The sequence below is a fragment of the Marinospirillum sp. genome (genome assembly GCF_014859565.1).
This window is the reverse complement of record NZ_JACUUA010000113.1, coordinates 1-11,289: the sequence shown is the minus strand read 5'-3', so window position 1 is coordinate 11,289 and position 11,289 is coordinate 1. Positions and strand designations below refer to the sequence as shown.

Genomic DNA, 11,289 nt, shown 5'->3' with positions numbered 1-11,289 from the left:
CACCGGAGCCTGCAAAACCGGCTGGAACAAAATCCTGCAGGAACAACTGGATGCTCGTCACAAACCCTGCAACTTTGTCGGTATCCTGCTGAACGGCAAACAACTGCATAGTTAACAAGGCACAGGTGAAGAATCAAAAACCCCAAGGGGTGTAGACAAGTTCACTGGAAGATTTCGCTATGTGATCCGATTCTTGCGAGCTGGAGCGTATCTCCAGCTACCCTGTAAATCAAAACAAGATCTGGCTTGATGTGACAGTCTCTGAACCCAAGCCAATTCCCAGTGAGGGGATGATCAACATTTTTTGCGGGGAGAGTTTCACCACGCTGAAGCTGGGTAATGATATTTCCCACTTCGAGGATGTCAGGAATGGCTAGCTTTGTGATTTTTTTAAAGTCTTTTTTGAACTGTGTTGAATACTCAAGGGTAAGCATTATCCACTTTTCCCTCGGTCAACTCATTCAGCAGGGTGTCCACAGACTGGCTTTTATGGCCTCTGCCCTGTGCCAGCTCTTGTATTGCCGCTGCGGTGGTTGCATTGGGTTGCGGGGCTTTAATCTCGAAGGGTATTCCTCCGTAATTAATTACTGCCCGAGCAAAAAGTTTCAGGGCTTGAGAGGGGCTGAGACCGACTTCATCACAGATGCTGGTGAATGCGGCTTTTGTGTCATGATCAATTCGGGTGCTGAGCATTTCGCTTTTCATGGTGCAGACTCCATATCGTGTTGCTATGTATAACATCGTAGCACAAAACACATGTTTCGTTTAACAAGGCTCAAAGGTTGATTCATGACTGCACATCCCCCGCTGATCCCCGTTGCCACTGCTCTTGAGCAGATGTTGTTATCCATTCAACCCGTTCAGGAATCAGAATGCCTGCCGCTCGATCAGATTACCGGGCGCATCACCGCAAAACCCGTGGTGTCTGGTGTGAATGTGCCTCCGGCAGATAACTCGGCCATGGATGGTTATGCTATAAACTGGGCTGATCGTGGCAAGACGCTGACTGTTTCCCAACGTATACCGGCAGGCAGCGCACCCCAGCCACTGAAGCCGGGCACCTGCGCCCGTATTTTCACCGGATCAGAAATCCCCGCTGGTGCAGACACCGTTGTGATGCAGGAGGTGGTGACTCTAACCGCTGATGGTCAGGCCGTTATCCCTGCTGATCTGCAACAAGGTCAAAACGTTCGCCCCTGTGGACAGGATATAACCGTGGGGCAGGTTGTTGTGCCGGAGGGAATCCGACTGGATTACCGCCATATAGGTTTACTGGCAAGTGTGGGGCAGGCAGAGGTTGAAGTGCTGCGTCGCCCAAGAGTAGCTTTACTGGCAACCGGGGATGAGCTGGTGATGCCGGGGCAACCCTTAAAAGCCGGACAAATTTATAACTCCAATCGGCCCATGTTGTGCTCCCTATTGCAATCACTGGGCGCAGAAGTCGTGGATCTTGGTAATATTGCAGACACTCAACAAGCCACCGAAGTAGCACTGCAACAAGCAGCGGATGAAACTGATCTTGTTTTATCCACAGGGGGTGTTTCGGTGGGTGAAGAAGATCACATCAAACCGGCAGTGGAAAAACTCGGGCAACTGAATCTGTGGAAGCTCGCCATGAAGCCGGGCAAACCTGTCGCTTTTGGTCAAATTGGCAAAGCCAGTTTTCTTGGGTTACCAGGTAATCCGGTTTCGGTGTTTGTGGGTGCACAGATTTTTCTGCGGCCATTACTGGCAAAACTTGCCGGTCAGCACACATCCGGTCAACTGCCACTGGAGCAGGGTGTAGCAAAGTTCAGTGGGCGCACACAAATCCGGCAGGAATACCTGCGCGTCAGGGCAGAGTTACAGGATGGGCAATGGCAGCTGCAATCCTTTGCCAACCAAAATTCCGGTGTACTCAGCTCGGTGGTCTGGGCCAATGCCCTAGCTGTTTTGCCACCGAGCAGTGACATCCAACCCGGCGACCCCGTGAGTTTTATACGTTATCAGTCGTGAGATCAAAGAAGTCCAGCACCAGCGGTGGGTTCATACCCGGATCAGCCCAGCGGCAACTACTGGCATTGGCGGTGGCATAACCTCCCTGAGAGGCAGGATAAAACCCATAACCTTCATGAATGTGTCCACAAACATGCAGTTGCAGCTCCGGCAGGTGCTGCAAGCGCTGTTGCAGGGCTTCACAACCGACATGAATCCCAGTGCTGGTCAGATCAGCCTTGCCCTGCGCTGGGCCATGGGTAATCAACAGCTGGGTTGATAGCGGGATACGCTGCCAGCGTTCTTTGATAGCCTCGCCTTGTCGCGCCAGCATAAAAGAAAAATCAAAAAAACGTGGCGTCCAGGGACTACCCCAGATCCGTATCCCTTCCAACTCACAACCACTATCCTGCAGATAATGCACCCAGCCCTGAAACTTGGCTTTGGTAGTTGTTGGTTGCTGCTGAAAGCAGCGGTCATGATTTCCGGCAATCAGTACTTTATGACGATGGGGTTGTGACTGGAACCAGTCAGCAAATGCATCTAAGGCCTCAGGCGAATCGTAGCCGGTAAAATCACCGGCATGAATCAGACAATCTCCATCAGGAATATCCAGCTCTTCGTGCTGTCCATGGGTATCACTGATCACGACCAAACGCATACTGCACTCCCTGTTAAGGATTCACTCATGACTAGTCATGGCATCACACTTTAAAACTATCGGTCAAGCTCTTCAGGCTAGACAGTGCAGCACGCAACTGCTCAGAGCGCTGCCGAGCGGCTTCGGCCTGATCTGCCAGCAAATCGGATGCAGTGCGGATTTTTTCAGTATTACCGGAAATTTCTGAGGTCACTGCATTCTGCTCTTCTACTGCACTGGCAATTTGAGCCGCCATATCACTGATATGAGTATTCGCCTGATCAATGGAAACCAGCCTTTCTGCTGCGTGCTCACTGCCCTGCACACTGTTATCAGCCTGCTGGTGGCAGCTTTTCATACGAACAACTGCCTGCTCTGTGGAAGACTGTAAAGCCTCTATCATCTGGCGAATTTCTTCTGTTGCTGAGCGGGTGCGCTGAGATAAAGCCCGAACCTCATCGGCTACCACAGCAAAACCGCGACCATGCTCTCCGGCTCTTGCTGCTTCGATGGCAGCATTCAAAGCCAGCAAATTGGTCTGTTCTGCCACCCCCTGAATGGTAACCAGAATGCCGGTGATCTGCTGCACCTGATCATCCACTTCCTGCAAGCTTTGCATTCCTTCAGTCAGTTGGCGTGCCAGACCTGAAATCCCTTCCCGGTTTGCCTCAACCAGTTTTAATCCTTCCCGAGTGGAGGCCGCAGCTTCCTGAGCCTGACTGGCAGTACTTTCAGCATTACCGGCAATTTCTCCGGTCGCTACCGACATCTGATGTGCCGCACTGGCCAACTGGGTAATCTCCATTTGCTGGCTTTCCAGTTGTTGCAAGTTGTCTGCAGCAGACTTACGTCCATTTTCTGCATCCTGATCCAGCTGTCGTGTTAACTCGATCACCTGCTGCATGATGCGCTGCAGACGTTCAACAAACCGATTAAATGCCAAGCTCATTCGCCCGAATTCATCATCCTTGTCAGCCTGCAGGCGAGAAGTAAGATCTGCTTCACCCTCCGAGATTTGTTCCAGTGCTGTGGCAAGCCGCTTAACCGGCTGCATCAACATTCGCACCAGCAAGAACAGCAGGCCACAACTCAGCAGGATAATCACCACCGAAAACACCACGGCACGCCAAGCCAGCCCCACCAATCCGGCTTTTGCTTCTGCTTCATCCACCAGCAACAAAAAAGTCCATCCGGCCTCCGACACATTAATAGTCGCTGCCATCCAGTAACGCTGATTGTATTCAACTGCAACTTGTTGTCCCAGCGCAGGCAAGGGAACACCACCCAGCAGTTCAACGGCATTACGGTTCAGATAGCTGCTATCTGGATGAGCCAGTATCTTCTGTGTTGAATCCAGCATCCAAACCTGAGCTGTCCAGCGTAAATCGGTTGCCAGCAATTCCTGAACCACGGATGTAATCGCCAGATCACTGGCAATCACATCTCGATCATCTGCCTGACGAGGCATTGCCATAGAAATCACCAGATCACCTGTACCCGCATCAAGATAAGGCGAGGTGACAATCAAACCCTGTTTTTGCCGAGCCTGCTGATACCATGGACGAGTGCGTGGATCAAACCCCGGAGGCAGCGTAGTGGATGGCAAGGACTGCACCATTTCGCCATCGCTGGTTCCCACATAAACCAGACCAAAACCACCGGATTTACGCGCCAGCGTTAGATTGCTGACCCACTGCTGCTGGTCTGCAGGTAAATGTTCGGATAAGGATTCAATCAGTGAGGATTTGCTTTCCAACCATGCAGATGCACGGCTATGTATCAGTCGTAGATTGTTGTTGATTTCACTATTCAGCGCTTGGTTAAGTTCACTGCGAAGCAGATTACCGGCCAGACCACCAAGCAATAACAAGGCCAATAGCAGCAAGGCCGCTACAGAGAGCAATAACTTATTCTGGAAAGAAAGTTTCATGGTGCCGTCCCGTAAAAGAGAGTCCTCCATGACTCGTATCTGATGGTGCCAATGAATCAACTCCTTTAAAGGAATAGTTCAAAAGCACCAAAATAACTAAGGATTTTTTTACCGTGTTATTTCACAAAGATAACAACACCTGTTTAGCCTGCTGCTCCACTGCATGGCGCAGTGATTTCATTAGCGGGCTTTCGGTTTGCCAGTAATGCCAATAAAGCGGAATATCCAGATGCTGGCCGGGCACCAAATCCACCAGTTGCCCACTGGCAAGGTACTGCTGCACTTGTAATTCCGGCATCATGCCAAAACCCAGACCGGCCAGTGCCATCTGTACAAAACCCTCAGAAGAAGGGCAGAGATGTATTTGTTGTGGTGCTGACACCCCCATCAGCTCACGCAAAAATCGGTGCTGCAACTGGTCATCACGACTGAACACCAGACAGGGGATTTGTGCCAGCGTCTTTTTGTCGAGCGGTGCAGCAAAGCTCTGCAATAAGTTCGGGCTGATCAGAGCACGATAACGCATCACACCCAGATGGCTGACCTTGCCACCATTCACGGCACGAGGCGAGCTACACAGGCAAGCCATCACTTCGCCACGTTTCATGCGCTTTAAACCGACATCCTGATCTTCCACTACAAGATCATATTGCACTCGCTGCAAGGGAGCGATGGCTGCCAGTGCGGTCGGCAACCAAGTCGCCAATGAGTCGGCATTGGTGGTCAGGCGGATCACCTGCAGATCCTGCTCCAGCATTGCATCCAACCCCAGCCCAGATTCCAGTTGCCGCACCTGTTGATAATGATTGTTCAGCCGAAGTCCAAGCTCCGTCAGCTCCGGTGGTGTGCTGCGCTGTAAAACCGGCGCACCCAGTTGTTGTTCCAGCAAACGAATACGTTGGCTCACGGCAGACTGGGTCAGGTGCAGGCGTTTGGCTGCCCGATCAAAACCACCCTGTTCCATTACTGCAGCCAAAGCGGCCAGAAGACGATAATCAATCATTAGATTTTTTAATTCCTACGAAAAAATATACATTGGATAAATGCTAACACGCTCTAGATCATTCGTATTCCGGCATCCAATCCTTGTGTTATTCTGTACTTAACAGGTAACACATGAGGTTCAAACAATGAATGAAGCGACTTTTACTTTCCGAGTCGATCAACAACTCAAAGCCGAGTTTGCCTCTGTCGCCAAAACGCTGGATCGCACTGGCGCTCAGCTACTGCGTGATTTTATGCGGGACTTGGTGAGTCAACAGCAACAAGTTGCTGAGCATGATCGCTGGTTCCGACATCAGGTGCAAAAGGGTCTGGATTCAGCAAATGCCGGACGACTTGTTGCTGCCAGTGAAGTGGAAAGCCACTTTGCCGCCAGAAGAGAAGCAACAAAGCGTGCTTTGAAGGCCTCTGAGTAATGCGTCTTTTCTGGACCGATGACACTATCAGAATCCTCAGACTACTCCATACATCCCAGCTTTGGCCGTCACAAGACTCTTAAACTTCAGCCGCCATCATTAGAGCTTCTAATATCTCAGTAATATTATTCGTTAGACGAATACCAACACGCTGCTGACAATAGCAAATCTTTTCCCTGATTCTTATTGTCGGAGTGCGTTATGTCCTCGCTGTTCACAGGTTTTATTGTTGCCATCAGCCTGATTGTTGCCATTGGCGCACAAAACGCCTGGGTGATGGGCAAGAGTATGCGCGGTGAACATCCCGGAGCGATTGCTGCTGTCTGTATTTCACTGGATACCCTGCTGATTGCACTGGGGGTTTTTGGTCTGACTCATGTGCAGAATTGGCTGCCGGAGCTGGTGCCATTGCTGACCTGGCTGGGTGTTGCCATTCTGTTGTGGTTAGCCAGCCAGTCTTATTATCGTGCCTGGACGGGCTCTACCGGTTTGCTGGCCAGTGCTGAACCATCCGGTGCCAGTGCCTTAAAACTGGCTGGGCAGGCGGCATTAATCTCGCTGGTCAATCCTCACGTGTATCTGGATACCGTGGTGCTAATCGGCAGTGTGGGTGCCCAGCAAGCCCAGCCGGGTGTTTTTGTTATTGGTGCTGCAGCCGCCTCGGCACTCTGGTTTACCCTGTTGACCCGTTTTTCGCGCAAACTGGGAGGCTGGTTACGTTCACCCATGCATTGGCGTGTATTTGATCTGGTAATGGGTAGCCTGCTGGTACTGGTGGCCGTGTCCTTGATTGTTTAACGCGGCATAATCCGAATATTACCTAGGTTTTCCAGTGGCTCTGGTCTGCCTAGGTGGTAACCCTGAGCAAAATCCACATCCAGTTGCCGTAGCACATCCAGTGTGGCGGCATTTTCAACAAATTCGGCAATGGTTTTTAGACCCATGATATGGCCAATATTATTGATGGAGGCCACCATTGCCTGATCAATACGATTTTCCGCCAGATCACGGATAAAAACCCCGTCAATTTTCAGATAATCAACCGGCAACTCACGCAGATAACCAAAAGAAGATAAACCACTACCAAAATCATCCAGTGCAAACCGGCAGCCCAGTTTTTTCAGTTCACAAATAAAATCGCGCGCCTTGCTCAAGTCTGCCATCGCCGTGGTTTCGGTTATTTCAAAACAGATATAATGCGCCGGTATCCGGTGTTTTTCGATCTGCTGTTGAATGGTTTGCAAACACACCTGATGCCCCATCGAAGCACCTGACAAATTGATGGCACAAATCATGGGCTGGTTGCTGGAGCGCAAACGATCACCCATCCAAGCGAGGGTATTGCTGATCACCCAGCAATCAATCTGTGGCATCAGATTAAAACGCTCAGCAGATGGAATAAAAGCACCCGGTGGAATCAGTTGTCCTTGTTCATCCTCCAGCCGCAGCAGGATTTCATAATGTGGCAAGCTGCCTTCCTGATCCGTCAGCGGCACCACCGGCTGGCAATACAACCGGAAATGATCCTGATCCAACGCCTGTTGGATACGATTAACCCACTGGATCTGCTGGGTCTGATTTTTTACTTCGGCATTGTCAGGTGCATAAAGATGTACCCGGTTGCGCCCCATATTCTTGGCTGCATAACAGGCAGTATCTGCATGGCTTAACAACTCATCCAGGTTTCCACAAGGGGCAACCAAATGCACCATACCTATACTGACACCCACTGCAAAAACCCGTTTTTCCCATGAAAAACGAAAGTCACAAACGGTCTGGCGCAACTTTTCAGCAATATCCAGCCCCCGCTCAACCGGGCAATGATTCAGCAACACACCAAACTCGTCACCACCCAGACGAGCCAGAGTATCACTCTGACGCAACAGGGGTTTTAGAGTAGCAGCCAGCTGTTTTAACAACACGTCCCCGGCACGATGTCCGCAGGTGTCATTCACTATTTTGAACTGATCCAGATCGAGGTAACAAAGCACATGCTCACAATCTTGATGGTTCACCTCTTGGATCATGGTCAGCAGGCGTTGCTCAAACTCACGCCGGTTCACTAACCCCGTTAGCGTGTCATGAACGGCCTGAAAACTCAGTTGCGCCTGCAGGCGGTTACTGTGAGTCACATCCTGCAGTACCAGTACCCAGCCAATTGGTTTTCCTTCGGAGTCATGCAGGGGTGCTGGTGTCAGCTCTATATCGGAAGGTTCACCTTGCAGCGCCAGCAGTTGCAGACATTGGCTTTGCTGCTGCTCACAAAGTGATGAAGGACTGACTTCTTCACCGTCCGAATTCTGCAGCCGCAGAATCTGATCCAGTGGTTTACCAAAAGCATCCCTTGAGTTCCAACCGGTCAGATGGACAGCCACCGGGTTGAGATACACCGTATTCATCTTGCCATCACAGGTAATAACACCCTCGGTAATGGCCTCCAGTGTGACCTGCGCCAGCTCGGAATGACTATGCAGCTGAGATTCCATACGCTTGCGCTCACTGATATCACGAATCACGGCACTGTATTGCACACCGCCTTCTGTTGGGCTGGCCGCTGTTGTCAGCTCAATATAAAACGCACTGCCATCCTTGCGTCGGGAGATCAACTCATGCGGGCCTTCGTTCTGGCCGGATGCCAAATCTGGTAACAATTGATCCAGCTTGATAAAAGGAAACAATCCCGCTGAATCCGCATGTAACAGGCTGGCAGTACTCTGACCCACCAGTTCATGCTGACCTCGCCCGAATAGATGCTCAGCACCGGGATTAACACTGGTAATCACACCCTGACCGGTAAAGGTGATCACCCCATCACGAATGTCCCGTACAATCAGACGAGTACGCACAAGCATACGGTTCAGTTTATCCATCACCCGATTGTACTGAGCCGCGATTTGTCCAACCTCGGTAAAAGGCTCCACCGGCATTTTCTGCTGCAGATCACCTGTCTTTTCTTGTTGCACCATCGCCATCAGCAGTTCATTCAGCTCTGTGCGGGCACCGTGTTCCGCCACGTTTAACCCTTCTGCTTCTCCACTGGCACTAACACGCAAGGGCATTAGGCGACGCAACACCAGCAGAAAACCCAGCGCCAGACTAAAACTGAAAGCACCAATAACCATGATGCCCAACAACTGAATCTGCAACTGACCAGCAAATGACAAACCAGTTTGTAACCGCTCGACATCTCCGAACAAAGCCACTGCCAGTGTGCCCCAGATCCCGGCAACCAGATGCACCGGAACCGCAGAAACAGCATCATCCAGTTTCAGCTTTAACATCAACTGTTCAGCCAGCAGCATACACAGGCTACCCAGCGCACCAATCAGCAAGGCTGCTGGTGTAGAAACCACATGAGCCCCAGCAGTGATGGCTACCAATCCGGCCAGTACACCGTTGATGGTCAATGGTGTCACCTGCTGCCCACCCAGCCACTGATAACTCAGCACCAAAGCCACTATGCCACCCGCCGCACCGGCCATCAGAGTGTTCACGATAATTCCGGGCACCCGCTCATCAAAACCCAGGGTACTTCCGCCGTTAAAACCCAACCAACCAAAAATGAACAACAACATGCCCAGCATCGCCAATGGCAGATTGCTGCCCGGAATATTATGCACTTCACCCTGATCACCAAAACGACCCCGGCGTGGGCCAACCACAATCACCGCAGCCAGTGCCACCCAACCGCCCACACCATGCACCACACTACTACCTGCAAAATCAACAAACCCCAGATTCTCCAGCCAACCACCTTGAGTATTAAACGCACTACTCCAGCTCCAGTGACCCACCAGAGGATAAATCACTACAGTAATCAAGATGGTCAGCAAAACATAAATGATAAAACGACTGCGCTCAGCAATAGCGCCGGACACAATAGTGGCCGCCGTGGCGCAGAAGGTGAGTTGGAAAAAAAAGAAACCGGCCTCGGCAAAACTGACCTGACTGAAATCTTTGGCTGCCCAGCTCAGATCTGGCAACCATCCGGATGGATTACCAAACATTAGAGAAAAACCGACCAGCCAGTAAAGAGTGACCACCACCAACAGGTCAAAGGCATTTTTTAATGCCACGTTGATGGCATTTTTACTGCGGGTCAGCCCGGACTCAAGGCATAAAAAACCGCCCTGCATGATAAGAACCAAGATGGCTGCCACCAGCAGCCACAGAGCATCAATTGCTTCCTTTTCATTCATACTCCTCTCCCGGAGTTGGCATCATGAACAGCATCATTTTACGTGCTCAAGACTGCAGCAACCTTTATGCCATTTCCGGAGCTGACTTTGTAAGCCGCTATTTTGATACATGATAAAAATAAAAACCTTACATTTATCAGGTTTAATAGTGGTGCTATAAAAAGCAGAATGCACCAACACAGTGCCGTAACAACTTGCATACAAACCAAATAAAGTTTGCTTTAAGCATTAGAAAAAAAACAAAAAACTGGAAAATATTCATTTAATGAATTATAAAAACAGCGCACTGGTACACAGCTTGCACGCCATAAAAACAAGATCATAACAAAAGAGTCCCACAAGGAATCTGCAATGAACAGCACCCTTGGCACAGCATCAAAAACCTATAAAAAGTATGGGATAGCTAATAACCCCATAATTATGTCATCGGATACAAAAAACCTGCTTGAAATATACAAAGGTAACAAAATACAGCATCAGCAGATACATTATAAATTTGCAGACACGCTGCTGAATCATCAGTTTGACTTGGATATATGTCAGAAGGTTTTTACTATCACCTCTGAACTAGTCAACAACGCCATAGATCATGGGTTACTACAGCTTTCATCCGGATTAAAAGATCAGGAAAATGGGATGGAGCAGTTTTATTCCCTGCGCGACAAACAACTGCAACAGCTCACGCACAACCACAAGCTGGTTGCCAGTCTGCAATGGCGAACCAACGGTGAGATCAGGATTCAGGTCAGCCATAATGGCCGGGGCTGTTATCCAGTCCGACAATCCAATCCCGGCACCCTGCAATGCAGCGGGCGAGGCCTGCTGCTAATCCGTGCACTTTCTTCAGAATACGAGTGCCTTGAAGGAGGCCGCCTGACCCGCGTAAAACTTTAACCACCAAAACTCCAGATCTTCCCTTGGGCTGGCTTGCTCAATCCGCTAAGATAGCGCCCTTTTCGAGCAAGCCACCTGCTGGAGTTCCCCCTGATGCCTGTCACATCCCGTGCACACCCTTCTTTTGTTCCCGGACAACGCTGGATCAGTGATGCCGAAGTTGAACTGGGGCTGGGTACGATCCTGCAATGTGATCGCCGCAGTGTAACCCTGCTGTTTCCTGATAGTGGTGAA

At 50.4% G+C, this 11,289-nt stretch carries 11 protein-coding genes and 1 pseudogene; 6 read left to right on the top strand and 6 right to left on the bottom strand.

Annotation, left to right across the window (positions count from 1 at the left end; translation table 11 throughout):
- Positions 1–115: pseudogene (locus tag IBX50_RS12990) on the top strand (molybdenum cofactor biosynthesis protein); the annotation flags it as partial.
- Positions 116–161: 46 nt separating this feature from the next.
- Here IBX50_RS12990 and IBX50_RS12985 read toward each other — a convergent pair.
- Together IBX50_RS12985 and IBX50_RS12980 are read right to left on the bottom strand one after the other, a co-directional pair.
- Positions 162–434 carry a type II toxin-antitoxin system YafQ family toxin gene (locus IBX50_RS12985; protein WP_292256466.1) on the bottom strand — a complete coding sequence of 91 codons (273 nt, stop codon included), beginning with the start codon at positions 432–434 and terminating at the stop codon, positions 162–164.
- Positions 421–705, bottom strand: a complete 285-nt coding sequence (locus IBX50_RS12980) for a type II toxin-antitoxin system RelB/DinJ family antitoxin (RefSeq protein WP_292256465.1) — start codon at positions 703–705, stop codon at positions 421–423. The genes IBX50_RS12985 and IBX50_RS12980 overlap by 14 nt, the downstream gene beginning before the upstream one ends.
- Positions 706–789: 84 nt before the next feature.
- On the opposite strand from IBX50_RS12980, the gene glp reads away from it, so the two are divergent.
- A complete protein-coding gene (gene glp, locus IBX50_RS12975) occupies positions 790–1,995 on the top strand; it encodes a gephyrin-like molybdotransferase Glp (protein WP_292256463.1) in 1,206 nt (401 codons plus the stop codon).
- Here the strand turns inward: glp and IBX50_RS12970 are convergent.
- The 3 genes from IBX50_RS12970 to IBX50_RS12960 all read right to left on the bottom strand — a co-directional run bounded on the left by IBX50_RS12970 (position 1,976) and on the right by IBX50_RS12960 (position 5,547).
- Positions 1,976–2,635, bottom strand: coding sequence for a metallophosphatase domain-containing protein (locus IBX50_RS12970; RefSeq protein ID WP_292256461.1), 660 nt, complete (start codon positions 2,633–2,635; stop codon positions 1,976–1,978). The genes glp and IBX50_RS12970 overlap by 20 nt on opposite strands.
- A 43-nt stretch (positions 2,636–2,678) precedes the next feature.
- Entirely contained in the window at positions 2,679–4,544 is a 1,866-nt protein-coding gene (locus IBX50_RS12965) for a methyl-accepting chemotaxis protein (protein ID WP_292256459.1), read from the bottom strand.
- Between the two features lie 121 nt (positions 4,545–4,665).
- The gene (locus IBX50_RS12960) at positions 4,666–5,547 is read right to left on the bottom strand and encodes a LysR family transcriptional regulator ArgP (RefSeq protein ID WP_292256457.1); all 882 of its coding nucleotides are present in this window, start codon (positions 5,545–5,547) and stop codon (positions 4,666–4,668) included.
- A gap of 127 nt (positions 5,548–5,674) precedes the next feature.
- On the opposite strand from IBX50_RS12960, the gene IBX50_RS12955 reads away from it, so the two are divergent.
- Both IBX50_RS12955 and IBX50_RS12950 read left to right on the top strand, forming a co-directional pair.
- The gene (locus tag IBX50_RS12955) at positions 5,675–5,962 is read left to right on the top strand and encodes a hypothetical protein (RefSeq protein ID WP_292256455.1); all 288 of its coding nucleotides are present in this window, start codon (positions 5,675–5,677) and stop codon (positions 5,960–5,962) included.
- Between the two features lie 201 nt (positions 5,963–6,163).
- Entirely contained in the window at positions 6,164–6,760 is a 597-nt protein-coding gene (locus IBX50_RS12950; protein ID WP_292256453.1) for a LysE family transporter, read from the top strand.
- On the opposite strand, the gene amt is transcribed toward IBX50_RS12950, so the two are convergent.
- Positions 6,757–10,161, bottom strand: a complete 3,405-nt coding sequence (gene amt, locus IBX50_RS12945) for an ammonium transporter (RefSeq protein WP_292256451.1) — start codon at positions 10,159–10,161, stop codon at positions 6,757–6,759. The genes IBX50_RS12950 and amt overlap by 4 nt on opposite strands.
- Positions 10,162–10,797: 636 nt before the next feature.
- On the opposite strand from amt, the gene IBX50_RS20755 reads away from it, so the two are divergent.
- Positions 10,798–11,055 carry a hypothetical protein gene (locus IBX50_RS20755; protein WP_366930725.1) on the top strand — a complete coding sequence of 86 codons (258 nt, stop codon included), beginning with the start codon at positions 10,798–10,800 and terminating at the stop codon, positions 11,053–11,055.
- 93 nt (positions 11,056–11,148) lie between these two features.
- Positions 11,149–11,289 (top strand): hypothetical protein (locus IBX50_RS20750; RefSeq protein WP_366930726.1); only part of this gene is annotated, 141 nt, incomplete at its 3' end.

Excerpts from the sequence above, each read along its gene's own strand:
- IBX50_RS12985 (WP_292256466.1), bottom strand. The coding sequence starts at position 434 with ATGCTTACCCTTGAGTATTCAACACAGTTCAAAAAAGACTTTAAAAAA.
- IBX50_RS12980 (WP_292256465.1), bottom strand. The coding sequence starts at position 705 with ATGAAAAGCGAAATGCTCAGCACCCGAATTGATCATGACACAAAAGCC.
- glp (WP_292256463.1), top strand. The coding sequence starts at position 790 with ATGACTGCACATCCCCCGCTGATCCCCGTTGCCACTGCTCTTGAGCAG.
- IBX50_RS12970 (WP_292256461.1), bottom strand. The coding sequence starts at position 2,635 with ATGCGTTTGGTCGTGATCAGTGATACCCATGGACAGCACGAAGAGCTG.
- IBX50_RS12965 (WP_292256459.1), bottom strand. The coding sequence starts at position 4,544 with ATGAAACTTTCTTTCCAGAATAAGTTATTGCTCTCTGTAGCGGCCTTG.
- IBX50_RS12960 (WP_292256457.1), bottom strand. The coding sequence starts at position 5,547 with ATGATTGATTATCGTCTTCTGGCCGCTTTGGCTGCAGTAATGGAACAG.
- IBX50_RS12955 (WP_292256455.1), top strand. The coding sequence starts at position 5,675 with ATGAATGAAGCGACTTTTACTTTCCGAGTCGATCAACAACTCAAAGCC.
- IBX50_RS12950 (WP_292256453.1), top strand. The coding sequence starts at position 6,164 with ATGTCCTCGCTGTTCACAGGTTTTATTGTTGCCATCAGCCTGATTGTT.
- amt (WP_292256451.1), bottom strand. The coding sequence starts at position 10,161 with ATGAATGAAAAGGAAGCAATTGATGCTCTGTGGCTGCTGGTGGCAGCC.
- IBX50_RS20755 (WP_366930725.1), top strand. The coding sequence starts at position 10,798 with ATGGAGCAGTTTTATTCCCTGCGCGACAAACAACTGCAACAGCTCACG.